This window comes from Microbacterium suwonense (assembly GCF_030296555.1).
GTDB classification, from domain to species: Bacteria; Actinomycetota; Actinomycetes; order Actinomycetales; family Microbacteriaceae; genus Microbacterium; species Microbacterium suwonense.
In genome coordinates, this window is sequence record NZ_AP027728.1 from 88,792 (window position 1) to 114,539 (window position 25,748).

Sequence of the window (25,748 nt, forward strand, 5' to 3'; positions counted from 1 at the left end):
TCTCAGGCGGTCCGCGCGGTCAGCGTCAGCAGCGTCGCCTCAGGACGGCAGGCGAAACGCACCGGAGCGTAGATCGAGTGGCCGCAGCCGGCGCTCACGTTCAGCGGCACGGTGCGGCCGCCGTGCGTCCAGGTGCTCAGACCCTTGGCCTGCTTCAGCGGGATGTCGCAGTTCGCGACCAGGGCCCCGTAGCCCGGGATGCAGACCTGACCGCCGTGCGTGTGGCCCGCGAACACGGCATCCGCTCCGAGATCGATGAACCCGTTCAGCACGCGCTGGTACGGCGCGTGCGTCACCCCCAGCACCGATGCGCCCTCGGGTCGCATGCCCAGTGCATCCAGTGCCTCCGGCAGCACCTCCAGCTCGTCCCAGTCCCGATGCGCGTCATCGACGCCGAGGACGTCGATCGTGTTCCCGGCGACGGTCAGGCGCACGGCGCCGTTGTTCACCCCGTGCCAGCCGAGCTCGTCGGTGAAGTAGGCATCCATGGCATCCGTGTCGAGCATCTCGGGTTTGGCGACCCTCTTCGACGGCCCCGCGAAGTACTTCAGCGGATTGCGCGGCGACGGCGCCTGCGTGTCATTCGACCCGTGCACGAACACGCCGGGGATCCCGGCGAGGGGAGCGAAAGAACGACGGATGCCCGTGAGCCCGTCCCGATGGCCCAGGTTGTCGCCCGTGTTGACGATCAGATCGGGCTCGAACCGGGCGAGAGACTCCAGCCAGCGCTGCTTGCGATGCTGCCAGGGAGCCATGTGCGCGTCGGAGAGATGCAGCACCCGGATCGGATGACTGCCCGGTTCCAGCGCCGGGGCGGTCACCTCGCGAACGGTGAACAGGTACCGCTCGATGCCGATGCCCCAGACAGCGGCCGCGACACCCGCGGCCCCCACCGCGCCGAGCGCGATGAGGGCCGGGTGTGCGGGTCCCCGTGAGGTCACTCCTCGTCCTCGCAGGTCACGGTGATCGTGGTGCCGGGCGGCGCCTTCGTATTGGCGCCGGGGTTCTGTGCGGTCACCTGCGAGCCGCCATGGCAGCCATCGCCGCTCACGCCGAATCCGGCATCCGAGAGCGTCTTCTTCGCATGGCTGTACTTCGCGCCCGTGACGTCGGGCACATCGGACGCGGGAGGGTTGCCCGTGCTGGGTATCAGCGTGACCGTGGTACCGCTGGGCACGCTGCCTGCCCCGGGAGTCTGCTCCGCCACGAGACCCTCACCGACGGTGCTGTCGACGGGGGTGCCGACCTGCACGGAGAAGCCGGCATTCTGCACGATGTCCTTTGCCTCATCGATCGACCTGCCGACGACGTTCGGCAGCTCCTTCATGACTCTTCGCGTGAGGTTGCGATCCGGCGCGGGGAAGCGTGTGCCGGGGTAGAACTGATCTGCTGCCCGCTGCAGTGCCTTCGAGACGGTGTAGCGGACGGTGTTCAAAGGGCGACCGTTGTGATACTGATACTTGAGCTCGTAATTCTCGCCCTCGACCTTCCCGGCGTAGACGAAGGTCGCTGCCTTGGTGCTGGACATCGCCATCGCGCTTCCCCAAGACTGGTGAGTTCCGGTCTTGCCGATCAGTGGCGTGCCGTCATAGGGGTTGGCGGGACCACCGGTGCCGCCGTTCATGACGCCCTGCAGGGCGTAGGCGGCAGTCGCAGCGACCTCGGGCGAGAGCACCTGAGTGCACGACCCCTCCGGCAGGGTCATCTCCGTGCCGTCCGCGCCGACCACCTTGTCGATCGCGCGCGGGGTGCAGTAGATGCCCTTGTTCGCGACGGTCGCGTAGGCGCCGGCCATCTGGATCGGCGCGATGTACTTCGAGCCCAGAACAGACGCGTAGGGGTCGTTCGGGGCCGGGTCTGTGGGATTCACCTCGGTGGTCGCCGCCATATTCCCGTAGTGGACGCCCATAGACGTTGCGGTCTTGTTGATCTCACACAGGTCGAGCTCCTGTGCCATGGCCAGGAAGCCGGTGTTCAGCGAGGTACGGGTGAAGTCCATCACATTGGACACCCGTCCGTTGCCCGAGAAGTTCTTGACCAGGTCTTTGTTGGTGAACGGCTGACCACACTTGGTGAAGTCCTTGAACACGCGAGTGCGGGCGTCGAGCACCTCATTGACCGAGTGGCCCTGCTTGAGCCACTCGATGAGGGTGAAGATCTTGTACGTCGAACCGCCCGGGAATCCGATGGACTCGCCGTGATCCTTGTCGGCCGCATAGACCAGGCTGGTCTCGCCCTTCGCCTTGTCAGCGTCGGCGGTCTCCTTGAACTTCGTGTTCTGCACCATCGCGATGATGCGTCCGGTGTCGGCCTCGATCGTCACCCCGGTGGCGCCGAAGCTCTTGCCTTCGAGGTAGACGGGAGCGTAGTACTCCATGGCTTCGTTGCCCGGGCGCTGCACGCGCATGTCAAGTGAGGTGTACACCTTCATCCCGCCGCGGCGGAGCTTGTCACGGCGCTCACTGTCCGTCTCGCCGAACGCCTTGTCGCTCTCAATGATCGACTTGACGTACTGGCAGAAGTACGCCTGGTCGCCGGCTGCCTGGCATCCCTGAGTGGAGGGATGAATGCTCGGCGTGATGGGAAGCGCGGTGGCCTCCTCATGCTGCTGCTCGGTGATCTTGCCGTCGGCGAGCATGCGGTCGAGCACGTAGTTGCGGCGGAGCTTGGCATCCGCGTAGCCGTCCTCTTCGCTGTTGCGCACCTTGCCGGTCTTGTCGGTCCAGGTGCCGCCCTTCCTGTCGATGCGGAACCGGTTCGGGTTCTGCACGATTCCGGCCAGAGTGGCGGCCTGGTCGAGGGTGAGGTTCTTCGCGGTGGTGCCGAAGTAGTAGTTCGCGGCGGCCTCGATGCCGTAGGTCTGACCGCCGAAGTTCGCGATGTTCAGGTAGCCGAGCAGGATGTCGTTCTTCGAGAAGTCCTTCTCGATCTGGATCGCGTAGCGCATCTCCTTCAGCTTGCGCTCGATGCCGTCGGCGCCCTTGGCCTCCGTGGCCTCCGTCCAGCACGCCGCGAGTGCCTCGGTGTCGGTTGCCGGTACCTCCTGCTCGCACTGCTGGATCAGCACGTTCTTGACGAACTGCTGGCTGATCGTGGATGCACCGCGCGATGAGGTGCGGCGCAGGTTGTCGTACACGGCCTTGACCGTCGCACCGAGGTTCACGCCGCCGTGCTCGTAGAAGTTCTTGTCCTCACTGGACAGCAGCGCGTCGTACAGCAGCGGCGAGACCTGATCGAAGGTCACCGGCACGCGGTTCTGGTCGTAGAACTTCGCCAGCTGGAACCACTTGCCGTCCTCCGCCGTCCCGTAGAACACCGTGGGCTCCATCGGAGTTCCCGGGTTCAGGCTGTCGGGAAGGTTCTCGAAGATCGAGAGCGCCTGGGATCCCGAGACACCGGCGATGGCGATGGCGGGGGTGACGGCGGCCGTGGCCAGCACACCGGCGACGGCACTCAGGCCGACCAGGCCCAGCAGCCCGCCGAGCACACCCTTCACCGTGCGATTCTTTTGAGGCATACGCTTGATGCTAGGGGATTTCCCTGAATAGAAGCCTCGACGTGCAGCTGTGCCGTGCGCGTCGACGACACGCAGGAGTGCCATGACCACGTGGGAGTATCTGACCACACCGCTGCTGATCCACAACACCGCCGCGATCCTCAACAACTGGGGAAAGCAGGGCTGGGAGCTCGTGCAGGTCGTGCCGGGCCCCGAGGGCGGTCTGGTCGCCTACTTCAAGCGTCCCGTCACCCAGGAGGGCACGGCGAACGCCGGCCTCGCCGCCGCCGCAGAAGCGGCCCGTCAGTTCGAAGGGAAGAACAAGTGAGCATCGCCACCCGTCTTGAGGAGCTCGGCATCGAGCTCCCGGCTGTCGCAGCCCCCGTGGCCGCCTACGTCCCTGCCGTCGTGCACGATGGCATCGTCTACACCTCCGGGCAGCTTCCGTTCGTCGACGGCGCGCTGCCGGCCACGGGCAAGGTGGGCGCCGAGGTCGACCCGGATGCCGCCAAGGGCTACGCCCGCACTTGCGCGCTGAACGCGCTCGCCGCCGCCGCCGACGCCGCGGGCGGCGTGGACCGGATCGCCGGTGTGCTGCGGGTCGGCGGCTTCGTGGCATCCGACCCCGCTTTCACCGGCCAGCCCGGCGTCGTCAACGGCGCCAGCGAGGTGCTCGGCGAGATCTTCGGCGATGCGGGAAAGCACGCGCGCGCCGCCGTCGGCGTTGCGGTGCTGCCGCTGGACACCCCCGTCGAGGTCGAGGTGGCGTTCCTGCTCGCCTGACACGCACGGAACAACATGTTGACCTGACCGGCGCTGGATGGTTCTCTAAGAGCATCCGTCGAGCAGAGGGGCCGATGATGAACCGCGGGAACGCTGTCAAGACAGGGGGTGCGGGCCTCATCTTCGTGATGCTCGCGGCCAGCCTGACCGGATGCTTCGGCAATCCGATCGAGAAGATCAAGGAGGAGGCGGCGAAGAAGGTCGCCGAGAAGGTCATCGAAGACGGCACAGGGGGCGACGTGGACGTCGAACTGGGCGGGTCACTGCCCGACGGCTTTCCCGAGGCGGTTCCGCTGATCGACGCGAAGATCAAGACGGCCGTGCGCGCCGGGCAGAGCAGTGAGGGCACCGCCTGGCTGGTGGTATTCGAGACGAACGACCCTCAATCGGCATTCGACCAGTCGCTCCAGTTGCTGACGGATGCCGGGTTCGTCGAGACCATGTCGCTGGATGACGAGCAGACGCTGATGCACAGCCTGGAGAAAGAACCCTACGGCGTCACGGTCTTCGGGTACCTCGATGACGCCTCGATATCGGTCCACGTGCAGGACGCCTCCACACCGAAATCCTGAGCGGAGTGAGCCTTTCACGTCGTCTCGCGGGCGCCCACTCGGCACAAGCGACAGGCTCAGGGACCCAGGATGGTGGGTCGCTGAGCCCGTCGAAGCGTCGCCCTACTTCACCTGGCTGGTGATCGTGCTCATCACGAGCGTGTCGGCCAGCGTCGTGGTGTCGCCGACCTCGCGCCCTTCGGCCACGTCCCGCAGCAGGCGGCGCATGATCTTGCCCGAGCGGGTCTTGGGCAGCTCGCCCACGATGTACACGTCGCGCGGACGTGCGATCGGCCCGATCTGCTCGCCGACCCAGGCGCGCAGCGCGCCGCCAGCCCTTCGGGCGAGTGCTCGTCGAGGTAGCTCTGCTTGATGATGACGAACGCCACCACGGCCTGACCGGTCGTCTCGTCCGAGGCGCCGACCACAGCGGCCTCGGCGGTGGCCTCGTGCGCCACCAGCGAAGACTCGATCTCGGTCGTCGACAGCCGGTGTCCCGAGACGTTCATCACGTCGTCGACGCGTCCCAGCAGCCACAGGTCGCCGTCCTCGTCCAGACGTGCGCCATCGCCGGCGAAGTAGTAGCCCTTGTCGGCGAACTTCTCCCAGTAGGTCTCCTTGAACCGCTCCGGGTCGCCCCAGATGCCGCGCAGCATCGCCGGCCACGGCTCGGTGATCACCAGCAGCCCGCCCTTGCCGTTGCCGACCTCGTTGCCGTCGTCGTCGGTCACGTCGACCGAGACGCCGGGTACGGGCACCTGCGCCGAGCCGGGCTTGGCGGCCGTGATGCCGGGGAGCGGCGAGACCATGATCGCACCCGTCTCGGTCTGCCACCAGGTGTCGACGATCGGCGTCTTGTCGGCGCCGATCACCTCCCGGTACCACATCCACGCCTCGGGGTTGATCGGCTCACCCACCGAGCCGAGCAGGCGCAGGCTGGACAGGTCGAACTTCTGCGGCTCCTGCCGACCGATCTTCATGAAGGAGCGGATCGCGGTGGGCGCGGTGTAGAAGATCGTCACGCCGTACTTCTCGATCAGCTCCCACCAGCGACCCGGATGCGGGGTGTCGGGCGTGCCCTCGTACATCAGCTGCGTGGCGCCGTTGGCGAGCGGACCGTACGTGACGTAGGAGTGTCCGGTGACCCAGCCGATGTCGGCCGTGCACCAGAACACGTCGGTCTCGGGATGCAGATCGAAGACGTACTTGTGCGTGTAAGCGGCCTGGGTCAGGTAGCCGCCGCTGGTGTGCAGGATTCCCTTGGGCTTACCCGTCGTCCCGGAGGTGTAGAGGATGAACAGCGGGTTCTCCGCGGGGAACGCCTGCGCCTCGTGCTCGGCGGACGCAGCCGGGACGACGTCGTGCCACCACAGGTCGCGCCCCTCCACCCAGTCGACGTCGTTGCCGCCGCGCTTGACGACGAGCACGTGCTCGACGGTCTGCTGCTCGCCCTCGCCGTGACGATCGGCGAGAGACTGGTCGACGGCGGGCTTGAGCGCCGACACCTTGCCCTTGCGGTAACCGCCGTCGGCGGTGATGACGACCTTCGCGCCGGCGTCGTCGATGCGCGAGCGCAGGCTGTCGGCGCTGAAACCACCGAACACGACGGAGTGGATGGCGCCCAGGCGTGCGACGGCCAGCATGGAGATGACGGCCTCGGGGATCATCGGCAGGTAGATCGCGACGCGGTCGCCGTGGCCGATGCCCAGGTCTGCGAGCACGTTGGCGGTGCGCTTGACCTCGTCGGTCAGCTCGGCGTAGGTGATGCGGCGGGAATCGCCTGGCTCGCCCTCCCAGTGGATGGCGACCCGGTCGCCGAGACCGGCCTCTACATGCCGGTCCAGGCAGTTGTAGGCGACGTTCAGCTCGCCGTCGCCGAACCACTTCGCGAACGGCGGATTCGACCAGTCGAGCACCTGACCGAAGGGCTTGCTCCAGGTGAGCAGGTCGCGCGCCTGTTCGCCCCAGAAGCCTTCGCGGTCGGAGCGCGCCCGCTCGTACAGTGCCGGGTCGTCGATCGACTGAGCGGCGAACTCGTCGGACGGCGGGAACTTCCGCGACTCGTCGAGGAGATGGTCGATCTGGCTGCTCATGGCTCTTCGCTCCTTTGCGCGGTCTGGTCGGACGTGACGGAGCACGCCCGGGGGACACCGAGAATCTAGTCGGGCTCGCTGAGCGAGCCTACTGTCGAAAGTGGGTAGTGGCGCGTCGTTTGCATGCACCATCGTGCCTGCTTACACTGATGCTCGGCCGAATCCTATTCCGGCTTCTGCGCGCCCGATACCCCCCCGAACGGGGCGCGCCCGGGCGGTACCTCATTCCCCCGTGAGGTGCCGCCCGTCGGCATTCCCGGCGGCGATCACGGATGCGGGCACTCGCCCTGCACACCGGCGCGATATGCCCACTTGTGCACAGGGACTGGGATTCTGCTCCTTCCAGGGGAGCGGCCCGGCCTACCGTCGTGGCATGTCCGATCCGTTCGTGCTCCGTCCCCGCGCCGTGGCGACCCGTGTCGCCGGTGCGCCACCCGCACCTCAGGTCGACCCCGCCTTCGGCACCCTCGCCGAGCATGTGCGCGACCCGAAGGTGACCGACATCTTCGTCAACGGAACGAGTGGACTGTTCGTCGATCGCGGCGAGGGCGCCGAGCGCGTCGCGCAGTGGCAGGCGTCCGAGCGCGAGGTGCGCGATCTCGCCGTGGCGCTGGTCGGTGCAGGCGGAAGGCACCTGGACGACCAATCACCGTGCGTCGACGTGCGGCTGGACGGCGGCATCCGCGTGCATGCGGTGCTCGCGCCGGTGTCGACGGCAGGCACCGCGCTGTCGATCCGCGTTCCGCGAGTTCTCGGTGCCGACCTGGACGCGCTCGCCGCGTCCGGCACCTTCTCGCCGGCGCAGCGCACCTGGCTGGGGCGCCTCGTGGCCGAGCGGGCGAACCTCCTCATCACCGGCGGCACCGGAACCGGGAAGACCACGCTGCTCGCGGCGCTGCTGTCGGAGGTGCCGCCGGGTGAGCGCATCGTCACGATCGAGGATGTCGCAGAGCTGCGCCCTCGGCATCCGCATCACGTCTCGCTCGAGGCGCGTCAGCCGAACCTGGAGGGCGCCGGTCGCATCACCCTGGCCATGCTGGTGCGCGAATCGCTGCGGATGCGGCCGGATCGACTGATCGTGGGGGAGTGCCGCGGCGAGGAGGTGCGCGAGCTGCTGACCGCGCTGAACACCGGTCACGACGGCGGAGCCGGCACACTGCACGCCAGCGGGCTGGCCGACGTGCCGGCCCGTCTCGAGGCTCTCGGCGCGCTCGCCGGGATGGATGCGGTGGCGCTCGCCCGGCAGGTGGTGAGCGCGTTCACCATCGTGCTGCATCTGGAGCGCGGGCAGGACGGCCGGCGCCGGGTCGCCCGTGCGGGCAGGTTCGCCCTCGAGGGTGAGCGGCTGAGCATCGTCGAGGTGAAGACATGGTGACGCGATTGCTTCTGCGACGACGACAGGAGACGGATGCCGGCGACACGGCCTCCGCAGCGGCCGCCGCGGTGCGCACCCTGGCGGTGCTGCTGCAGGCGGGTGCCCGGCCCCTGACCGCCTGGCGTCATCTCGCCGACACCGGCGACGCCGTGGCGGTGCGCGTGGCGGACCGGTGCGCGGCAGGTGCGGAGCTGGCCGGAGCGATCGAGGCCGAAGGCGGCACCTGGCGCGACGTCGCCGCCGCGTGGGAGATCGCCACGATCGTCGGCGCTCCGTTGGCCGAGGTGCTGCGCTCGCTGGCCGAATCGCTGCAGGATGCCGCGTCCGCCGCCGATGACGTGCGCATCGCGCTCGCCGAGCCCACCGGAACGGCGCGCCTGCTGCTGTGGCTGCCGTTCGCCGGCCTGCTGCTGGGGTTCGCACTCGGCTTCGACACGATCGGCGTGCTCACGACGAACCCACTCGGGATCGTCTGCGTCGGGGCAGGGATCGGACTGGTGCTGCTGGCCAGGCTGTGGACCGCCCACCTGGTGCGGCGGGCCGGGACGCCACCGGGCACACCGGGAATGCACGCCGAGCTGGTCGCGGTGGCGCTCTCCGGCGGCGTGGGGATCCCCCGGGCGCTGCGGCTGGTCGAGCACAGTCCCGCCGATCTCGGCGACGAGCGCGCGGCGACGGATGCCGTGCTCGAGCTCTCCCGCACCGCCGGCGTGCCCGCCGGAGCCCTGCTGCGCGCCTCGTCGGCTCAGCGGCGGCAGGAAGCTCGCGTACAGGGGCGCATCCGCGCGGCGCGGCTGTCCACGTCGCTGCTGCTGCCGCTGGGCGCGTGCACGCTGCCCGCCTTCCTGCTGCTGGGGGTGGCCCCGCTCATGCTCAGCGTGCTCGGCTCCACCGTGCTGCCGATCTGACCACCACGACTCCCGGGCGAGACACGCTCCGGGACAGAGAAAACACAGAGGAAAGAGAGAAGGAACGATGACGAACAACGATCTGCCCGAGCTGACCAGGAGCCGCGCCGCGCGCCTGTTCGCCGACGAATCCGGAGCCGCGACCGCTGAGTACGCGATCACGACGATGGCGGCCGTCGCCTTCGCAGGGCTGCTGGTGGTGATCATGCGCAGCGACGAGGTGCGCGGCATCCTCACCGACCTCGTGCGGCGGGCGCTGACGGTGTCGTGATGGCCACAGCCTGCCGAGAGCGGTCGCACCGCCGAAGCGGCAGCCGCCGTGGCCGGCTCGGCGGCGAACGGGGATCCGTCGCCGCCGAGCTCGCGATCGCCCTGCCTGCCGTGCTGCTCGCACTGCTGCTGGGCGTCGGGGCGCTGCACGCCGCCGCGACCCAGGTGGCGCTGCAGGATGCTGCAGCCGACGCTGCGCGACTGCTCGGCCGAGGGGAGAGCGCCAGCCGTGCGGCCGACGTGGTGCGAATCGTGGCGGGGGCGGAGATGGCGCAGCACGACTCCGGCGACCTGGTCTGCGTCACGGCATCCGCTCATGCACGGATCGGACGGATCATCAGCATCCCGCTCCGCGCCCGCAGCTGCGCGCTGAGCGGAGGCCTGTGATGGCGGGGACAGCGCTCGCCGCCGGTATCCTGACCGTCGCAGCGACGTTATCGGCCGGACTCGCTGCAGTGGGCGGGGCCGCGGTCACCGCGCAGCGTGCCGCAGGAGCGGCGGATGCCGCCTCTCTTGCCGCCGCGGACGCGGCATCCGGCGCGATCGTCACCGACGAGGATCCGTGCGCGCTCGCAGGCAGAGTCGCGCTCGCCGCCGGCGCGACCCTGACCGCATGCACGACCGACGGTCTCACGGCGACCGTGCAGGTCAGTTCCGCGTACGCTGGTCTGGTCGCGGTCTCCCGCGCCCGAGCAGGGCAACCCGAGGATGACGGCGACGATCCTCACTTCCGCCTCCGGCCATGGCCGCCGTGTCGCTGCGACGCTGTGTCCGCTGCAGGAGAGCGGTGTGTATGGTGTGCTTCGGAGAAAGGACGCACTCTTGGCACAAGGCAAGAAGCTCGTCATCGTCGAGTCCCCGACGAAGATGCGATCTATACAGGGGTACCTCGGCGACGACTACGAAGTGCTCAGCTCCGTCGGTCACATCCGCGACCTGGCAGACAAGAAGGACATCCCCGCCGCCGACAAGCAGGCGTACGGGAAGTACTCGATCGACGTCGAAAACGACTTCGACCCGTACTACGTCGTCTCCGATCGCAAGACGAAGACGGTCGCCGAACTCAAGCGCGCGCTGAAGAACGCCGACGAGCTCCTGCTCGCCACTGATGAGGACCGCGAGGGCGAGGCGATCGCCTGGCACCTGCTGGAGACCCTCAAGCCGAAGGTGCCCGTCAAGCGGATGGTCTTCCACGAGATCACCAAGGACGCGATCCAGGCCGCCGTCAATCGCACCCGCGAACTCGACCTGGCGCTCGTCGACGCACAGGAGACTCGCCGCATCCTTGATCGGCTGTACGGCTGGGACATCTCACCGGTGCTCTGGTACAAGGTCAAGTCCGGCCTGTCGGCCGGGCGCGTGCAGTCCGCCGCGACCCGCATGATCGTCGACCGTGAGCGGGAGCGGATGGCGTTCACCTCCGCCGAGTACTGGGATGTCGAGGCGCAGGCCGCTACCGCAGGGCAGGGCTTCGGCGTGCGCCTGGTGCGCATCGACGGCGGTCAGCTCGCCCGCGGCACCGACTTCGACGACACCGGAAAGCTGAAGAAGGCCGTCGTCGTGCTCAGCGAGGCGGATGCCGCGGCCATCGCCGCCGCCGTCGACGCAGCAGGCAGCGCCACGGTCAGCAAGGTCGAGGCCAAGCCCGGTACGCGCAGCCCCTACGCCCCATTCACCACCTCCACCATGCAGCAGGAGGCCGGCCGCAAACTCTCGATGAGTGCGAAGCAGGCGATGAGCGTCGCCCAGCGCCTGTACGAGAAGGGGTACATCACCTATATGCGCACCGACTCGGTCGCGCTGAGCACGCAAGCCGTCCAGGCCGCGCGCAGCCAGGCCGTCGCCCTGTACGGCGACGCGGCCGTGCCGCTGAAGCCTCGGGTGTACAAGTCCAAGAGCAAGAACGCGCAGGAGGCTCACGAGGCCATCCGCCCGTCGGGCGAGAAGTTCCGCACGCCGGCATCCGTCGCATCGGGCCTCGACCGCGAGGAGCAGCGGCTCTACGACCTGATCTGGAAGCGCACCGTTGCCAGTCAGATGTCGGATGCCAAGTATGAGACGACCACGGTCACCCTCGAGGCGCAGGCCAACGACAAGCGGCTCGAGTTCACGGCATCCGGCACCGTCTACACGTTCAAGGGGTTCCTGGAGGCGTACGAAGAGGGCCGCGACGAGAAGCGCAACGCGCAGGACTCCGCCGAGAACCAGTCGCTGCCGGCCGTCGCCGTGGGCGATGAGCTGGGGATGTCGGATGCCGAGGCCAAGGGCCACCGCACCACGCCGAAGCCCCGCTACACCGAGGCGTCGCTGGTGAAGGCGCTCGAAGAGCACGGCATCGGGCGTCCGTCGACGTTCGCGAGCATCATCGGCACGGTGATCGACCGCGGCTATGCGAGCAAGCGCGGCCAGGCGCTGGTGCCCACCTGGTTGGCCTTCAGCGTGGTGCGTCTGCTCGAGCAGCATTTCGCCGAGCTGATCGACTATGACTTCACCGCCGCGCTCGAAGACGACCTCGACGCGATCGCCCGCGGCGAGCAGAACCGCAACGAGTGGCTGCGTTCCTTCTACTTCGGCTCCGACGCGCACGTCGGCCTGCGCCAGGTGGTCGACAACCTCGGCGAGATCGATGCGCGCGCGCTGAACTCCACGCGCATCACCGATACGGTCACGCTGCGGTTCGGCAAGTACGGTCCGTACCTCGAGGTGATCGACCCGGCCAAGCCCGATGAGCGCGGGCGGATCGTCAACGTCCCCGACGATCTCGCCCCCGATGAGCTGACCGCCGAGAAGGCGCAGGAGCTCGTCGACGCCCCGGTCGCCGGGGACCGCGTGCTCGGAGAGAACCCCGAGAACGGCCGCATCATCGTCGTCAAGGACGGCCGCTACGGCCCCTACGTGCAGGAGAACCTGCCCGAAGAGGATCCGGTCGTCGACGAGAAGACCGGCGAGGTGGCCGCCGCGCCGAAGAAGAAGACCGCGAAGAAGGACGCGCCCAAGCCGCGCACCGGTTCGCTGTTCCGCTCGATGTCGGTGGAGACCATCGACATCGAGACCGCGCTGCGCCTGCTCAGCCTGCCGCGCGTCGTGGGCACCGACCCCGAGTCCGGCGATGAGATCACCGCGCAGAACGGCCGCTACGGCCCCTACCTGAAGAAGGGCGCCGATTCGCGCTCGCTGGAGAGCGAGCAGCAGATCTTCGACATCACGCTCGACGAGGCGCTGGCGATCTACGCGCAGCCGAAGTACGGTGCGGGATCTCGCCGGGCCGCCAGCGCGCTCGCCGAGTTCGACGCCGATCCGGTCAGCGGCAAGGCGATCCGCGTGCGCGACGGCCGGTTCGGTCCCTACGTGACCGACGGCGAGACCAACGTGACGATCCCGCGTGGTCAGAAGCCCGAGGACATCACCTTCGAGATCGCCGTGCAGATGCTCGCCGACAAGCGCGCCAAGGGGCCGGCTCCCAAACGGGGGCGAAGAAGGCCCCGGCGAAGAAGCCCCGGCGAAGAAGGCTGCCGCCAAGAAGGCTCCTGCCAAGAAGGCTCCGGCCAAGAAGGCTGCCGCTAAGACCGCGGTGAAGTCCTCTGCCAACACCGACGAGGAGAAGGCGGCCGCCCGCTCCGCCGCAGCGAAGAAGGCCGCCGCGACCCGTGCCGCCAACGCCGCGAAGCGGCGTGGGGAGCCTGCCGACGTGAAGGCCGGCTCGTGACCTCGGGGATCTGGATCACGCTGGAGGGCGGTGACGGCTCGGGAAAGAGCACTCAGGCCGGTCTGCTGGCCGAATGGCTCGAAGGTCGGGGCCGCACGACGCTGCGCACCCGCGAGCCCGGCGGCTCGGAGGTCGGCGTGCTGATCCGCGACATCGTGCTGCACCACCGCGGCGACATCGCGCCCCGTGCCGAGGCGCTGCTGTACGCGGCAGACCGCGCTCACCATGTCGCCACGGTCGTGCGCCCGGCGCTGGAGCGCGGCGACGTCGTCATCCAGGATCGCTACCTGGACTCCTCCGTCGCCTACCAGGGCGCAGGTCGCGTGCTGGATCCCGACGAGGTGCGCAACCTCTCGCTGTGGGCCGCCGAGGACGCGCTGCCCGATGTCACGGTGCTGCTGGACATCGACCCCTCCGACGCCCGCCGACGACTGGACGCCGCCGACAAGCCCTTCGATCGGCTGGAGGCCGAGCGCGAGGAGTTCCACGCCCGCGTGCGCGAGGCCTATCTGCAGCTGGCGCACGCCGAGCCGGGACGTTTCCTGGTGGTGGACGCCACGGCTGACCCCGACGACATCGCCGCGCTGATCCGCGCCCGGATCTCGGTTCTGCTCTGAGGGTCGATGTCGGCTCCCCGGTTAGGCTGGACGGCATGACCGCATCCCCCACACCTCCCTCCCCTGGAGCGAGGTGTGGGGGCAGGATGCCGCGGTCTCGACGCTTCAGCAGGCGGCATCCGATCCGACCGCGCTCTCGCACGCCTGGCTGATCACCGGGCCTCCCGGATCCGGCCGCTCCACGCTCGCCTACGCCTTCGCCGCCGCCCTGATCGCCGAGCACCCCGACGACGAGAACACGATGCGCCAGGTGCTCGCCGGCACGCATCCCGATCTCACCGCGCTGCGTACCGACAAGGTCATCATCACGATCAAAGAGGCGCGCGCGCTGGTCGAACGGTCGTATTTCGCCCCCTCTGCCGGCCGCTACCGCGTGATCGTCGTGGAAGACGCCGATCGCATGGTCGAGCGCACCTCCAACGTGCTGCTGAAGGCGCTCGAGGAGCCGCCCGAGCAGACCGTCTGGGTGCTGTGCGCCCCCAGCGAGGCCGACCTGCTGCCCACCATCCGCTCCCGCTCGCGCGCCCTGCGCCTGCGCGAGCCCGACGTCGCGGACGTCGCCCGGCTGATCTCCCTGCGCACCGGCGTCGACGAGGCGGTCGCCGAGCAGTCCGCCCGGCATGCGCAGCGCCACATCGGCATGGCGCAGCGCCTCGCGACGGACGACGGTGCGCGGCGGCGCCGCGACGAGACCCTGCGTGCGGTGCTGGGCGTGCGGGGCGTCGGCACCGCCGTCGAGGTCGCGGGGCACATCATCCAGGCCGCCACCGAGGACGCCAAGGCGCTGACGGCCGAGCGCGACGCCGCCGAGCGGACCGCGCTGCTGCGCACCGTCGGTGTGGCCGAGGGGCAGGCCGTGCCCCCGGCGGTCCGCTCGCAGATCTCGGCGCTCGAGGACGATCAGCGCAAACGTGCGACGCGCAGTCTGCGCGACGGCATCGACCGGGTGTTCACCGATCTGCAGTCCCTGTACCGCGACGTGGTGATGCTGCAGTTCGGCCGTGGCGACGAGTTGATCAACACCGAACTCCGCGCCGAGCTCACCGCGCTGGCCGACGCCTGGCCGGTCGAACGCACCCTCCTCGCTCTCGACGCGATCAGCGACACGCGTGAGTCGCTGGAGCGCAACGTCTCACCGCTGCTCGCCACCGAGAGCCTCCTGGTGACCATCTCCAGCGGAAGGACCCCGTGACCCCTCGATCCCGCCGCACCCTGCGCCGCATCCTGAGCCTCATGGCAGGCATGGTCGTCGCATCCGTCGCCCTCTCCGGTTGCCTGTACGCGCAGATCCCCGAATCGGCGCCCGCCGTCACCCGCACCCCCGACACGAGCGGCGTCTCAGGCGACCTGCTGCCGTACTACGCGCAGAAGCTCGACTGGACGGCGTGCGGTGCCGGATTCGACTGCACCGACGTCACCGCGCCGCTGGACTGGGAGAACCCGGATGCCGGTGACATCTCCCTCGCGATCGTGCGGCACAGCGCCGGAGCCGCCGCGCAGGGCTCGCTGCTGGTCAACCCGGGCGGTCCCGGCGCGAGCGGCTACGACTTCGTCGCCGACAGCCTCGGCTATGCGGTCGGCGTCGACCTGATCGAGAAGTTCGACGTGATCGGGTTCGACCCGCGCGGCGTCGGCCGGTCCACCGCGGTGTCCTGCCTCGACCCGAAGGCCATGGACGACTACCTCTACGGCGTCATCGATGAACCCCGCAACACCCCCGAGTGGGAGGCGGCGCTCACCGCACGCGACAAGACCTTCGCCGAGGCATGCGATGCGAACAGCCAGGGCATCCTGCCGTACATCACCACCGTGAACTCCGCGCGCGACATGGATCTCATCCGTGGCGTGCTGGGGGACGAGACGCTGAACTACCTCGGCTACTCCTACGGCACCTTCCTCGGCGCCACCTACGCCAAGCTGTACCCCGAGCGCGCCCAGCGCCTGGTGCTGGACGGCGCACTGGACCCGTCGGTCTCCGGCACCCAGGTCGGCACCACCCAGGCCATCGGGTTCGAGTCGGCGCTGCGCGCCTACCTCTCCGACTGCCTCACCACGAAGGAGTGCCCCTTCAACGGCACGCTCGACGAGGCGCTCAGCGACTTCCGGGCACTGCTGAGCGCGGTGTCTCGCTCGCCGCTGCGCAACGGCGATGGACGGATGCTGAGCGTCGACACCATGGTCACCGGCGTGATCACCGCGATGTACAGCCAGCAGAGCTGGGGGTATCTGACCAAGGGGCTCACCGCAGCTCTGCAGGGGGACCCGTCGGTGATGTTCGCGCTCGCCGATTCGTACAACTCCCGCAACCCCGACGGCAGCTACGCCGACAACACCGCCGAGGCGTTCATGGCGTACAACTGCATGGACTATCCGGTGGAGGACGACCAGGCCACCGAGGATGCGGCGATGAAGGTGCTCGAGGCCAAGGCGCCCACGTTCGCGCCGTACTGGCAGGGCCCCGACCCGTGCGAGGTGTGGCCGTACCCGCCGGTGGGCGTGCGCGAGCCGATCACGGCATCCGGTTCGGGCCCGATCGTCGTCGTCGGCACCACGAACGACCCGGCGACCCCCTACGAGTGGTCGGTGTCGCTCGCAAAGCAGCTGCAGAACGGCGTGCTGGTGACCCGGGTGGGCGAGGGGCACACCGGCTACAACAAGGGCAACAGCTGCGTCGACCAGGCTGTGGAGGGCTATCTGATCGACGGGATGGTGCCCGAGGACGGGCTGCGCTGCGAGTGAGAAGGCCGTCCGTGCGTTTCGCGGTGGTCGGGTCGTCGTAGTAGGATCATTGCTTGTGCCGCAGTCCGCTGCGCACGCCACCTTAGCTCAGTGGTAGAGCATCCCACTCGTAATGGGAAGGCCGTCAGTTCGATCCTGACAGGTGGCTCCGATACCGATCGCCACGTACTCTCGAGACATGAGCAGAGCACTTCTCATCGTCGACGTGCAGAACGATTTCACTGAGGGCGGCGCACTCGCCGTGACAGGCGGGGATGCGGTCGCATCCGGCGTCAGCGACTTTCTCGCCGCGCATGCCGGCGACTACGCGGTGATCATCGCCTCGCGCGACTGGCACGACGCCGACGGCGACAACGGCGGGCATTTCGCGGCCAAGCCGGATTTTGTCGACTCCTGGCCAGTGCACTGCGTGGCCGACACCGATGGCGCCGCCTACGACCCGCTGCTGGTGACGGATGCCATCACGCACCACGTGCGCAAGGGGCAGGGCGTGCCCGCCTACTCGATGTTCGAGGGCAGGGCTGACGACGGGACCACCGTCGCCGGCATCCTGACCGCGCACGGCGTGACGGATGCCGATATCGTCGGCATCGCGACCGACCACTGCGTGCGCGCCTCGGCGCTGGATGCCATCGCGCACGGCGTGCATGTGCGGGTATTCACCGACCTGGTCGCCGGCGTCGGCGAGCAGTCCAGCGAGGCCGCGCTGGCCGAGCTGGCGCACGCCGGAGCCGAGCTCGCAGCGAGTGCCGCGTGAGCGGACGCTGCGCGCTGCTGCTGCGTGCAGTGAACGTCTCAGGGCGCAACCGCGTGCCGATGGCCGAACTGCGGGCGCTGCTGACCGCCGAGCTCGACCTGGGCAAGGTCACCACCTACATCGCCAGCGGCAACGTGATCTGCGACGCGTCGGACGATCTGGTCGCAGTGTGTGCCCGGGTGCGGCGGATGATCCACGACGCCTTCGACGTGGACACCCCGGTCATCGCCCGCACGCATGACGAGTTGGCCGCCGCGCTCGCCGCGAACCCCTTGCGGATGCCGCCGCCGAGAAGATGCTGCACATCATGTTGCTGGAGGGCACCCCGAACAGCGACGCAGAGCAGGTGCTGGATGAGCGCCTGCAGCCGGGCGAGCGGATCGCGCTGCGCGGCCGGGAGCTCTGGATCGATTACGGGCAGGGTGGGGCCGGCGGCACGAAGCTGACCAGAGCGGTGTTCGATCGGGCACTCGGGGTGGCCGGAACCGCCCGCAATCTGCTCACGCTGCGTAGGCTCGTCGAGCTCACTGCCTGAGCTGCTCGGACGGCATCGTGGCCGGGCCAGCTCTGGCCTGAGCTGCAGGGTGTTCGACCGCGAATCGGGACGCCGCGGCTCGCGTACCCTGAGGGGGTGTCTCCGTCTCACCCCGCGACGATCGCCGCCGCAGTCGAGCACGAGCTGGTGATCCGCAAATCGCGCTTCATCGCGCATGTTGCGCCGGTCTCCTCGCCGGAGCAGGCCGACGAGACGATCGCCGCGGTCAGGAAGCACCGTTGGGACGCGCGGCACAACTGCAGCGCGCAGATCACCGGGCTCGACGGGGATCGCGCTCGCTCCTCCGACGACGGGGAGCCCTCCGGCACCGCGGGCGTCCCGATGCTCGAGGTGCTGCGCCGGCGTGAGCTGACCGACGTGGTCGCCGTCGTCACCCGCTACTTCGGTGGTATCAAGCTGGGGGCAGGGGGACTGGTGCGGGCATACTCCTCCGCGGTCTCGGAGGCTCTCGATCGGGCCCGCCTGGTCGATCGCCGCGTGCTCGCGCAGGCGACGATAGCCGTGCCACATGCCGACGCGGGCCGATTCGACAACGTGCTGCGCGACTGGACGCAGCGGCACAGCGCCATGCTCGGCGAGCCGCATTACGCCGACCATGCACTCTTCGAGGTGTGGACCGCCGCCGAGGATCTGGATGCGCTGCGCGCCGAGATCGCATCGGTCTCGGCGGGAGCTGTGTCGGCATCCGTCACCGGTGCGGAGCGCGTGGTGGACGTGCCCCGCCCGCTCTGAGTCAGCCCGGCAGCGCCGCGAGCACGGCATCCGACAGGGGCGGCCACGCCTCGACCGCCCACGGACCGAAGTCCCGATCCGTCAGCGCGACGCAGGCGACGCCGGCGTGCGGATCGACCCAGAGGAACGTGCCGCTCTGACCGAAGTGCCCGAACGTTCCGGGCGAGTTCGCGGCGGAGGTCCAGTGCGGGCTCTTCTCCGCCCGCAGTTCGAACCCCAGCCCCCAGTCGTTGGGCCGCTGAATGCCGTAACCGGGCAGCACGCCGTCGAGCCCGGGGAAGACGACCGAGGTGGCCTCCGCAAGCGTCTGATCTGCGACGAGAGTCGGGTGCTGCAGCTCAGCCGCGAAGCGCGCGAGATCTCCCACGGTGGAGACCCCTGCGGCGGCGGCCGAGCCCTGAAGCTGCGAAGAGGTCATGCCGAGGGGCTGGAGCACCGCCTCATCGAGGTACTCGGCGAACGGGATGCCGGAGTGCGCGGTGACCGCTTCGGCGAGCACCTCAAAGCCCCGGTTGGAGTAGATGCGGCGGGTGCCGGGCGCTGCGCGCACCCGGTCCTCGGTGGTGTCCAGCCCCGAGGCATGAGCGAGCAGGTGGCGCACGGTCGAGCCCTCCGGGCCGGCCGGGGTGTTCAGATCGAACACCCCTCCTCGACGGCGACGAGAGTCGCGTACGCCGTGAGCGGCTTGGTCACCGAGGCGAGCCGGAAGGAGCGATCGAGGTCGCCGTGGGTGGCGAGCACGGTGCCGTCACGTGAGATGACAGCGGCTGCGGCATGGTCGACCGGCCAGTCGTCGACGGCGGCGAGGGCGGTATCCAGAGTCGTCATGAGTCCTCCCGTGATCGTGCGGCGAGGCAGAGGCCCCGTGACGGTGTGTGCGGCGTTCGCATCCTCCCACACCTGCCGCGGTCGTGCCCGAGGCGGGTGCGGCCGTGGCCGCCGGGCATGGGTGGTTTAGACTTCTCTGAGGTGCCGTGCCGCGTCTTGCGGCGGCATCTGCCCCCGTAGCTCAGAGGCAGAGCAACCGGCTTTTAACCGGTGGGTCGGGATGTCGGAATTCCCCGGGGGCACATCAGGCCGCGTACCCTGGACGGATGCCCGAGCAGTTCCACCGCCCCGTCCGGCGTCCGCCCTCAGCCTTCGACAACCTCGTCGGCGCCGCGGATCCGGCCGAGCAGTCGCGGGTCGCGCATGCCACGGCATCCGCTCTGCTCGAGCGTGCACGCAGCGACGTCTCGGGCGCGACGACCGAGCGTCTGGTCGCGTTCGCCGCCGAGCACGGCATCGACGAGATCGCCGAGCTGTGGTCGCAGGCTCCTGCGCGCTCGCTGCCGGGCGCGCTGTGGCGGCTGTACCTGCTGCAGGTCGCGATCCGCCGCGATTCCGCGACCGCGGCACTGCTGTACGAGCGCGGTCGGGTGGAGCTGCGATCGGCGGATGCCGTGATCGCCGGCGCCCCGACTCCAGCCGGGCCCGAGGAGCTGGCCGCGCTGGTCGACACGATCCTGCGCGGGGTGTTCCAGGGCGATTTCGCCGTGGCGCTCGAGCGTGCGGCTGCGTACTGTCGGCTGCAGGCCTCCGGCGCCACGCACACCGCCGACGACTACGAGCCGACCGAGCCGGATCGCGCCAGTCACCTCACCCGTCGTGCTCTGCGCCTGAGCGGCTACGCCGATGATCTCTCCGCGTCCGCGGCAGCCTGGCGCCGCGGCGCCCTGGTCTGACAGCATCCGCCCCGCCTCTGCCCCGCCCCCTGCCCCTGGTGACGTCCCGCTGCGTCCCGCCCCGTCCCGCCCCGTCCCGCCCGTCCCGTCCCGGCCCATCCCCGAGACTTCCTTTCCAGCATGAGACCTGGCGCACTGTGCGCCTTCTCGTGCTGGAAAGGAAGTCTCACGGGAGGGAAGGGAAGTCTCGTGCTGGAAGGGAAGTCTCGCCGAAGAGGGCGCGTGGGTAGGAGAGGGCGCGTGGGCAGGAGAGTGCGCGTGAACGGGGCGCGTGGACGGGGGAGTCTGCGCAGAGCATCAGGGCCGCAGACAGAGAAAGACCGGGCCGCAAGAACGCCTCTCGGCGGAAGGCCGCTCGAAGCGGCAGAATTTGGAGCCCGGGGTTATGCGGCCCGGCCGATCCATTGTAACGTCCTCGCGGCGGAGGTATTCCCGACCGTCCTAAGCTGGGCGCATGGCCCAGCGCTTCGCCCTGATGATCACTCCCGTCGACGCGGCCGACACCCGGAAGGACTTCTCGGACACTTTCGTCGAGATGGACGTCAGCGCCCCCGCGCTCAGCGTGGGGGAGTTCAGCACCCAGCGCGGCGACGGGGTGTTCGAGTCGATCGGCGTGATCGACGGGCACGCCAACGAAGTCGAGGCGCATGTGCAGCGGCTGGCGCATTCCGCGCGGATCTGTGACCTGCCGGCTCCCCATCTGGAGCAGTGGCGCCAGGCGGTCGCGGTCGCTGCGGCGCGCATTCCGCAGGGTGAGGCGGTCGTCAAGCTGATCCTCAGCCGTGGCGTCGAGCACGGTCCGGCGCCGACGGCGTGGGTGACCGCCTCGCCCGCCCCTGACTTCTCGGCCGTCCGCCGTGAGGGCGTGCGCGTGGTGACACTCGACCGCGGCTACGACCTGGGTGCGGGGGAGCGCGCGCCGTGGCTGCTGTTGGGCGCGAAGACCCTGTCGTATGCGGTGAACATGGCGGCCCTGCGCGAAGCGCGCCGTCGTGGCGCCGACGACGCCGTGTTCGTCACCCGCGACGGCTTCGTGCTCGAGGCGCCCACGGCCTCACTGATCGTCCGCCGCGGCGATGAGTTCATCACCACTGCGCCGTCCGCCGGCATCCTGCACGGCACCACCCAGCTGAGCGTCTACGAGTATCTGGAATCGCGCGGGTTCCGCACGGAGTACGCCACGCTGTCGGTGTCGGACCTGGCGACGGCGGATGCCGCGTGGCTGGTCTCCAGCATCCGTCTGGCCGTTGCGATCACCGCCGTGGACGGTGCGCTGCTGGCATCCGACCCTGCCCTGACCGCCGAGCTGAACACCTTCCTGCGCTCGCCGCGCTGAGCGCGCGACGTCCCGGTGTGACGGATCACTGATGCAGGTCGCGTCGCCCGGTGTGTCGCGCGGTCGACACGCCGCAGTGCGGCCGCCGCATCAGTGATTCGCGACACGGATGCACGGATGCCCGCTCAGGCCAGGTGCCGGCCCGCAGCCACCACTGCGAGGATGGCCTCTTCCACCACATCCCAGTGGTGGACGATCATCGCGTAGTCGAAGCGCAGCGTCACGTAGCCTCGCGCGGCCGCGCGGGCGTCCCGCTGCAGGTCCTTGTGCCGCAGCGACCCCGTACGTCCGTCGGACGCACGATCATCATGGTTCTGCATACCGTCGGCTTCGATGATCAGGCGGTCGCCGACCAGGAGATCGACCTCGCCGACGCCGGCGATGCGCACCTGCGTGCGTGCCTCGATGCCCAGCCTGTGCAGGCGCAGCCGCACCAGCGACTCCAGCCCGCTATCCGCATCGGCGCGAGCGAACGACAGCAGCCCGCGCATTCCACCCGGCAGGCGGGTGGACAGCCAGCGCAGGTCGCCGAGCGTCACCAGGGACCGCCGCAGTCCCGACTCCAGTGCGGCGAAGAAGGTCTCCTCGCCGGCGCACACCGCGATCTGCAGCAGGATGTTCCGCAGCGGCGGGAGTGCGCCGAATGCGGTGACACCGTCATCCCAGTGCAGCCGCACTTCGCATTCGGTCCGCTCGCAGTCGTGACGGTTGCCGGCGTGACCGCACCAGACGTGCAGGGCGTCCACCTCGTCGAGCAGCCACAGGCCCCGCATCCGCCCCGCTGTGACGCAGCCGACGGTACCGCCGTGCTGCGCGGCGTGCACCAAGGCCGGGTGGGCATCCGGTCGTGCATACACACCACGGCGCACCTGGACGATCTCCCCTGCTGCACGGGCTCGTGCGATCTCCCGCGCAGTCACGCCGCGGCGGCGCAGGGCGGCGGTGCGGACGACCGGACCGAGCTCAGCCAGTGCGGAGGTCGCCGTCGGGGATGCCATGCTTCGAGCATCCCGGAGCGTCGCGACGCCGAGAGGGCCGCAGCCCGGCATCCGTGGACAACTCGCCTGAATCCGAAGATGTGCAGGGAGAGAGCGCGCGTACCGGATCACTGACGCTGACGAAAAGCCTCGGCGTGTCGCACGCGAACACGCCGAGGAACCCGATGGCCGTCAGTGATCCATCACACGACCCACGGCCCAGACCACGGCCCAGGCCCCGATCACCCGAAGCGGCCGGAGACGTAGTCCTCGGTGGCCTGCACCGACGGGGTGGTGAAGATCGTGGCGGTGTCGTCGTACTCGATCAGCTTGCCGGGCTTTCCGGTGCCGGCGATGTTGAAGAACGCCGTCCTGTCGCTGACCCGGCTGGCCTGCTGCATGTTGTGCGTGACGATCACGACGGTGTACTCGTTCTTCAGCTCGCCGATGAGCTCCTCGATCGCGTAGGTCGAGATGGGATCCAGGGCCGAGCACGGCTCGTCCATCAGGATCACCTCGGGCGAGACGGCGATCGCCCGGGCGATGCACAGGCGCTGCTGCTGACCGCCGGAGAGCCCCGAGCCTGGTTTGTCGAGGCGGTCTTTGACCTCGTTCCACAGGTTCGCACTGGTCAGCGACTTCTCGACCAGGGCGTCTTCGTCGGCGCGAGACATGCGCGTGTTGTTCAGTTTGACCCCGGCCAGCACGTTGTCCTTGATCGACATCGTCGGGAACGGGTTGGGTCGCTGGAAGACCATGCCCACCTGGCGACGGACCAGCACGGGGTCGACGCCGGGCCCGTACAGGTCTTTGCCGTCCAGCAGCACCTCGCCCTCGACGCGGGCCCCGGGGATCACCTCGTGCATGCGGTTCAGCGTGCGCAGGAAGGTGGACTTGCCGCAACCGGACGGGCCGATGAACGCCGTGACGCTGCGCGGCTGGATGTCGAGCGAGACACCCTCGACGGCGCGGAAATCGCCGTAGTAGACGTTCAGGTCGTTGACTTCGATGCTCTTTGACAAGGCGTTCCTTCGGGCTTCTTCGGACTTCTTCGGGACGGCGCTCAGCGGATCTTGGCGGGAGCGAAGTATTTGGCGACGAGCCTGGCGACGAGGTTCAGCACCATCACGATCAGGATCAGCACGAGCGCGGCGGCCCAGGCGCGGTTCACGTACGCCTCGGCGGGGATGCCCTGATTCATGTACTGCGTGTACACGAACACCGGCAGCGACATCATCCGGCCGTCGGTCAGGCTGTAGTTCATGGATGCCGTGAATCCGGCGGTCACCAGCAGCGGCGCGGTCTCGCCGATCACACGTGCGATCGACAGCGTCACACCGGTGACGATGCCCGCCATCGAGGTGGGCAGCACGACTTTGAGGATCGTCAGCCATTTCGGCACGCCGAGTGCGAACGAGGCTTCGCGAAGCTCGTTGGGCACCAGGCGCAGCATCTCCTCGCTGGAGCGGACGACGACGGGGATCATCAGCACCGCCAGCGACAGCGCGCCCATCAGGCCGATGCGGATGCCGGGGCCGATCAGCAGCGCGAACAGGGCGTAGATGAACAGACCGGCGACGATCGAGGGGATGCCGGTCATCACGTCGACGAGGAAGGTGATGCCGCGGGCGAGTCTGCCGCGACCGTACTCGACCAGATAGATCGAGGTGAGCAGGCCGATCGGGATGGAGATCACCGCGGCGGCGAGCGTGATGAGCACCGTGCCCATGATGGCGTGCAGGGCGCCGCCGCCCTCGCCGACCACGTTGCGCATCGAGTGGGAGAAGAACTCCGCGCTCAGTCCTGCCACGCCGTTCTGCAGCGCGGTGTACGCCACCGATGCGAGGGGGATCATCGCGATGCCGAAGGCCGTCGACACCAGCGCTGTGACCACGCGGTCGGTGGCCTTGCGCCGGCCCTCCACGAGGGTGGAGGTCACGCCGATGAGCACGAGATACAGCAGGATGCCGACGACCAGCGTGCCTACGACGCTGAAGCCGCCGCCGCCCGCGGCGATCACGCCGAAGACGGCGGCGGCGATCGCCAGGGATGCCGCCAGCAGGGCCCACGGCGACCACGACGGCAGACGGCCGTTGGTGATGCGCACCGCCGGTGCGAGCTGCACCGCTGCCGGGGCGGCGGACGGGGCGTTCTCGATGATGGTCATGTCAGTTCGCTCCCGAGAATTCCTTGCGGCGGTTCACGATCCAGCGCGCGACGGCGTTGACCGCAAACGTGACCACGAAGAGGATGAGGCCGGTGGCGATCAGCACGTTGATGTTCAGTCCGTACGCCTCGGGGAAGGTCTGCGCGATGTTCGCGGGGATGGTGTTGGGGTTCTGCGCGGTGAGCAGACGCCAGGTGATCCCGCCGGAGGCGGAGAGCACCATGGCGACGGCCATCGTCTCGCCGAGCGCGCGACCCAGCCCCAGCATCGAGGCCGACACGATCCCGCCGCGGGCGAACGGCAGCACCGCCATGCGGATCATCTCCCAGCGGGTGGCGCCCAGCGCCAGGGCGGCTTCCTCGTGCAGAGTGGGCGTCTGCAGGAAGATCTCGCGGCAGATCGCGGTGATGATGGGCAGCACCATCACGGCCAGCACGATCGCGGCCGTGAGGATGTTCCGCCCGGATGGGTTCCCGTCGAACAGCGGGATCCAGTTCAGGTGCTGGGTCATCCAGGTGTAGATCGGGAGGGCCGCCGGAGCGAGCACGGCGATGCCCCAGATTCCGAACACCACCGAGGGCACGGCTGCCAGCAGATCGACGATGTAACCGAGGCCCTGGGCGAGCCGCCGGGGAGCGTAGTGCGAGATGAACAGCGCGACTGCGATCGACAGCGGAATGGCGATGAGCAGTGCGAGGGCCGCCGCCCACACGGTTCCGAAGGCGAGCGGCCCGACGTACTCCCAGAAGTCGGTCTTCAGGATCGTGGCGTCGTCGCCGGTGGCGGTCATTCCGGGGATCGACTGGATGACGAGGAACACCGCGACGGCGGCGAGCGTCACCAGGATCATCGTGCCCGCCGACAGGGCGGCGCCCGAGAACCAGCGATCTCCGGGGCGCTGCGTGGCCGCCGCCTTCGCAGGTGCGGCCGTCGGGGTGGCGGTGGCTGTCATCTCGGGGTG

General features: G+C 69.0%; 26 protein-coding genes, 2 tRNA genes and 2 pseudogenes. 20 read left to right on the forward strand and 10 right to left on the reverse strand.

Annotated features, from left to right (window positions below; genetic code table 11):
- Window positions 1–2 precede the first annotated feature (2 nt).
- Window positions 3–941 (reverse strand): metallophosphoesterase, encoded by a 939-nt coding sequence (locus QUE33_RS00470; protein ID WP_286301279.1) that lies wholly within the window; start codon window positions 939–941, stop codon window positions 3–5.
- Window positions 938–3,517: a transglycosylase domain-containing protein gene (locus QUE33_RS00475; protein WP_286301280.1), complete on the reverse strand. Its 2,580-nt coding sequence runs from the start codon at window positions 3,515–3,517 to the stop codon at window positions 938–940. Before QUE33_RS00475 ends, QUE33_RS00470 begins: the two co-directional genes overlap by 4 nt.
- Window positions 3,518–3,599: 82 nt before the next feature.
- On the opposite strand from QUE33_RS00475, the gene sp36 reads away from it, so the two are divergent.
- The 3 genes from sp36 (at window position 3,600) to QUE33_RS00490 (ending at window position 4,851) form a co-directional block, all read left to right on the forward strand.
- Window positions 3,600–3,824, forward strand: coding sequence for a Sp36 family protein (sp36, locus tag QUE33_RS00480; protein WP_286301281.1), 225 nt, complete (start codon window positions 3,600–3,602; stop codon window positions 3,822–3,824).
- Window positions 3,821–4,279 (forward strand): RidA family protein, encoded by a 459-nt coding sequence (locus QUE33_RS00485; RefSeq protein WP_286301282.1) that lies wholly within the window; start codon window positions 3,821–3,823, stop codon window positions 4,277–4,279. Before sp36 ends, QUE33_RS00485 begins: the two co-directional genes overlap by 4 nt.
- 74 nt (window positions 4,280–4,353) lie before the next feature.
- A complete protein-coding gene (locus tag QUE33_RS00490) occupies window positions 4,354–4,851 on the forward strand; it encodes a hypothetical protein (protein WP_286301283.1) in 498 nt (165 codons plus the stop codon).
- A 102-nt stretch (window positions 4,852–4,953) separates the two neighbouring features.
- On the opposite strand, the pseudogene acs reads toward QUE33_RS00490, so the two are convergent.
- A pseudogene (gene acs / locus QUE33_RS00500) lies at window positions 4,954–6,923 on the reverse strand (acetate--CoA ligase).
- Window positions 6,924–7,296: 373 nt separating this feature from the next.
- On the opposite strand from acs, the gene QUE33_RS00505 reads away from it, so the two are divergent.
- The 4 genes from QUE33_RS00505 (at window position 7,297) to QUE33_RS00520 (ending at window position 9,863) form a co-directional block, all read left to right on the forward strand.
- A complete protein-coding gene (locus tag QUE33_RS00505) occupies window positions 7,297–8,298 on the forward strand; it encodes a TadA family conjugal transfer-associated ATPase (protein WP_286301284.1) in 1,002 nt (333 codons plus the stop codon).
- Complete coding sequence (locus QUE33_RS00510) at window positions 8,292–9,206, forward strand: type II secretion system F family protein (RefSeq protein ID WP_286301285.1); 915 nt, start codon at window positions 8,292–8,294, stop codon at window positions 9,204–9,206. Before QUE33_RS00505 ends, QUE33_RS00510 begins: the two co-directional genes overlap by 7 nt.
- A gap of 67 nt (window positions 9,207–9,273) precedes the next feature.
- A complete protein-coding gene (locus QUE33_RS00515; RefSeq protein ID WP_286301286.1) occupies window positions 9,274–9,477 on the forward strand; it encodes a DUF4244 domain-containing protein in 204 nt (67 codons plus the stop codon).
- Window positions 9,477–9,863, forward strand: coding sequence for a TadE family type IV pilus minor pilin (locus QUE33_RS00520; RefSeq protein ID WP_286302964.1), 387 nt, complete (start codon window positions 9,477–9,479; stop codon window positions 9,861–9,863). Before QUE33_RS00515 ends, QUE33_RS00520 begins: the two co-directional genes overlap by 1 nt.
- Before the next feature lie 47 nt (window positions 9,864–9,910).
- Here the strand turns inward: QUE33_RS00520 and QUE33_RS00525 are convergent, their stop codons facing one another.
- Window positions 9,911–10,204, reverse strand: a complete 294-nt coding sequence (locus QUE33_RS00525) for a hypothetical protein (protein WP_286301287.1) — start codon at window positions 10,202–10,204, stop codon at window positions 9,911–9,913.
- 94 nt (window positions 10,205–10,298) lie between these two features.
- Between QUE33_RS00525 and topA the strand changes: the two genes are divergently transcribed.
- The 10 genes and pseudogenes from topA to QUE33_RS00575 all read left to right on the forward strand — a co-directional run bounded on the left by topA (window position 10,299) and on the right by QUE33_RS00575 (window position 18,583).
- The gene (gene topA / locus QUE33_RS00530) at window positions 10,299–13,040 is read left to right on the forward strand and encodes a type I DNA topoisomerase (RefSeq protein WP_350226480.1); all 2,742 of its coding nucleotides are present in this window, start codon (window positions 10,299–10,301) and stop codon (window positions 13,038–13,040) included.
- A gap of 7 nt (window positions 13,041–13,047) precedes the next feature.
- Entirely contained in the window at window positions 13,048–13,182 is a 135-nt protein-coding gene (locus tag QUE33_RS00535) for a hypothetical protein (RefSeq protein WP_286301288.1), read from the forward strand.
- On the forward strand, window positions 13,179–13,799 hold the full coding sequence (gene tmk, locus QUE33_RS00540; protein WP_286301289.1) for a dTMP kinase: 621 nt from the start codon (window positions 13,179–13,181) through the stop codon (window positions 13,797–13,799). Before QUE33_RS00535 ends, tmk begins: the two co-directional genes overlap by 4 nt.
- Window positions 13,800–13,872: 73 nt before the next feature.
- On the forward strand, window positions 13,873–14,991 hold the full coding sequence (locus tag QUE33_RS00545) for a DNA polymerase III subunit delta' (protein WP_286301290.1): 1,119 nt from the start codon (window positions 13,873–13,875) through the stop codon (window positions 14,989–14,991).
- Window positions 14,992–15,032: 41 nt separating this feature from the next.
- On the forward strand, window positions 15,033–16,538 hold the full coding sequence (locus QUE33_RS00550) for an alpha/beta hydrolase (RefSeq protein WP_286302965.1): 1,506 nt from the start codon (window positions 15,033–15,035) through the stop codon (window positions 16,536–16,538).
- A gap of 76 nt (window positions 16,539–16,614) precedes the next feature.
- Window positions 16,615–16,686, forward strand: a tRNA-Thr gene (locus QUE33_RS00555).
- A gap of 30 nt (window positions 16,687–16,716) precedes the next feature.
- Complete coding sequence (locus tag QUE33_RS00560; protein ID WP_286301291.1) at window positions 16,717–17,295, forward strand: isochorismatase family protein; 579 nt, start codon at window positions 16,717–16,719, stop codon at window positions 17,293–17,295.
- A 59-nt stretch (window positions 17,296–17,354) separates the two neighbouring features.
- Window positions 17,355–17,573: pseudogene (locus tag QUE33_RS15915) on the forward strand (DUF1697 domain-containing protein); the annotation flags it as partial.
- A gap of 17 nt (window positions 17,574–17,590) precedes the next feature.
- On the forward strand, window positions 17,591–17,830 hold the full coding sequence (locus QUE33_RS00570; RefSeq protein ID WP_286301294.1) for a hypothetical protein: 240 nt from the start codon (window positions 17,591–17,593) through the stop codon (window positions 17,828–17,830).
- A 96-nt stretch (window positions 17,831–17,926) separates the two neighbouring features.
- The gene (locus QUE33_RS00575; protein ID WP_286301295.1) at window positions 17,927–18,583 is read left to right on the forward strand and encodes an IMPACT family protein; all 657 of its coding nucleotides are present in this window, start codon (window positions 17,927–17,929) and stop codon (window positions 18,581–18,583) included.
- A gap of 1 nt (window position 18,584) precedes the next feature.
- Here QUE33_RS00575 and QUE33_RS00580 read toward each other — a convergent pair whose 3' ends face one another.
- Entirely contained in the window at window positions 18,585–19,226 is a 642-nt protein-coding gene (locus tag QUE33_RS00580; RefSeq protein ID WP_286301297.1) for a serine hydrolase domain-containing protein, read from the reverse strand.
- The gene (locus QUE33_RS00585) at window positions 19,214–19,411 is read right to left on the reverse strand and encodes a serine hydrolase (RefSeq protein ID WP_286301298.1); all 198 of its coding nucleotides are present in this window, start codon (window positions 19,409–19,411) and stop codon (window positions 19,214–19,216) included. The genes QUE33_RS00580 and QUE33_RS00585 overlap by 13 nt, the downstream gene beginning before the upstream one ends.
- A 170-nt stretch (window positions 19,412–19,581) precedes the next feature.
- Here QUE33_RS00585 and QUE33_RS00590 point away from each other — a divergent pair.
- The 3 genes from QUE33_RS00590 to QUE33_RS00600 all read left to right on the forward strand — a co-directional run bounded on the left by QUE33_RS00590 (window position 19,582) and on the right by QUE33_RS00600 (window position 21,643).
- Window positions 19,582–19,653, forward strand: a tRNA-Lys gene (locus QUE33_RS00590).
- A 24-nt stretch (window positions 19,654–19,677) separates the two neighbouring features.
- Window positions 19,678–20,307, forward strand: coding sequence for a DNA-directed RNA polymerase subunit beta (locus QUE33_RS00595; protein ID WP_286301300.1), 630 nt, complete (start codon window positions 19,678–19,680; stop codon window positions 20,305–20,307).
- 454 nt (window positions 20,308–20,761) lie between these two features.
- Entirely contained in the window at window positions 20,762–21,643 is an 882-nt protein-coding gene (locus QUE33_RS00600) for an aminodeoxychorismate lyase (protein ID WP_286301302.1), read from the forward strand.
- 125 nt (window positions 21,644–21,768) lie between these two features.
- On the opposite strand, the gene QUE33_RS00605 is transcribed toward QUE33_RS00600, so the two are convergent.
- From QUE33_RS00605 to pstC, 4 genes are all read right to left on the reverse strand, one after another.
- A complete protein-coding gene (locus tag QUE33_RS00605) occupies window positions 21,769–22,641 on the reverse strand; it encodes an endonuclease domain-containing protein (protein ID WP_286301304.1) in 873 nt (290 codons plus the stop codon).
- Window positions 22,642–22,862: 221 nt separating this feature from the next.
- Entirely contained in the window at window positions 22,863–23,642 is a 780-nt protein-coding gene (gene pstB, locus QUE33_RS00610) for a phosphate ABC transporter ATP-binding protein PstB (RefSeq protein ID WP_286301306.1), read from the reverse strand.
- A 41-nt stretch (window positions 23,643–23,683) separates the two neighbouring features.
- Window positions 23,684–24,787, reverse strand: a complete 1,104-nt coding sequence (gene pstA, locus QUE33_RS00615) for a phosphate ABC transporter permease PstA (RefSeq protein WP_286301308.1) — start codon at window positions 24,785–24,787, stop codon at window positions 23,684–23,686.
- A 1-nt stretch (window position 24,788) separates the two neighbouring features.
- Complete coding sequence (pstC, locus tag QUE33_RS00620; RefSeq protein ID WP_286301309.1) at window positions 24,789–25,739, reverse strand: phosphate ABC transporter permease subunit PstC; 951 nt, start codon at window positions 25,737–25,739, stop codon at window positions 24,789–24,791.
- Window positions 25,740–25,748: the final 9 nt, after the last annotated feature.

What these genes read in the sequence shown, in the direction of transcription:
- QUE33_RS00475 (WP_286301280.1), bottom strand. Translation starts at nt 3,517, where the DNA reads ATGCCTCAAAAGAATCGCACGGTGAAGGGTGTGCTCGGCGGGCTGCTG.
- sp36 (WP_286301281.1), top strand. Translation starts at nt 3,600, where the DNA reads ATGACCACGTGGGAGTATCTGACCACACCGCTGCTGATCCACAACACC.
- QUE33_RS00490 (WP_286301283.1), top strand. Translation starts at nt 4,354, where the DNA reads ATGATGAACCGCGGGAACGCTGTCAAGACAGGGGGTGCGGGCCTCATC.
- QUE33_RS00505 (WP_286301284.1), top strand. Translation starts at nt 7,297, where the DNA reads ATGTCCGATCCGTTCGTGCTCCGTCCCCGCGCCGTGGCGACCCGTGTC.
- QUE33_RS00510 (WP_286301285.1), top strand. Translation starts at nt 8,292, where the DNA reads ATGGTGACGCGATTGCTTCTGCGACGACGACAGGAGACGGATGCCGGC.
- QUE33_RS00515 (WP_286301286.1), top strand. Translation starts at nt 9,274, where the DNA reads ATGACGAACAACGATCTGCCCGAGCTGACCAGGAGCCGCGCCGCGCGC.
- QUE33_RS00520 (WP_286302964.1), top strand. Translation starts at nt 9,477, where the DNA reads ATGGCCACAGCCTGCCGAGAGCGGTCGCACCGCCGAAGCGGCAGCCGC.
- QUE33_RS00550 (WP_286302965.1), top strand. Translation starts at nt 15,033, where the DNA reads ATGGCAGGCATGGTCGTCGCATCCGTCGCCCTCTCCGGTTGCCTGTAC.
- QUE33_RS00560 (WP_286301291.1), top strand. Translation starts at nt 16,717, where the DNA reads ATGAGCAGAGCACTTCTCATCGTCGACGTGCAGAACGATTTCACTGAG.
- QUE33_RS00570 (WP_286301294.1), top strand. Translation starts at nt 17,591, where the DNA reads ATGCTGCACATCATGTTGCTGGAGGGCACCCCGAACAGCGACGCAGAG.
- QUE33_RS00585 (WP_286301298.1), bottom strand. Translation starts at nt 19,411, where the DNA reads ATGACGACTCTGGATACCGCCCTCGCCGCCGTCGACGACTGGCCGGTC.
- QUE33_RS00595 (WP_286301300.1), top strand. Translation starts at nt 19,678, where the DNA reads ATGCCCGAGCAGTTCCACCGCCCCGTCCGGCGTCCGCCCTCAGCCTTC.
- QUE33_RS00600 (WP_286301302.1), top strand. Translation starts at nt 20,762, where the DNA reads ATGGCCCAGCGCTTCGCCCTGATGATCACTCCCGTCGACGCGGCCGAC.
- QUE33_RS00605 (WP_286301304.1), bottom strand. Translation starts at nt 22,641, where the DNA reads ATGGCATCCCCGACGGCGACCTCCGCACTGGCTGAGCTCGGTCCGGTC.
- pstA (WP_286301308.1), bottom strand. Translation starts at nt 24,787, where the DNA reads ATGACCATCATCGAGAACGCCCCGTCCGCCGCCCCGGCAGCGGTGCAG.
- pstC (WP_286301309.1), bottom strand. Translation starts at nt 25,739, where the DNA reads ATGACAGCCACCGCCACCCCGACGGCCGCACCTGCGAAGGCGGCGGCC.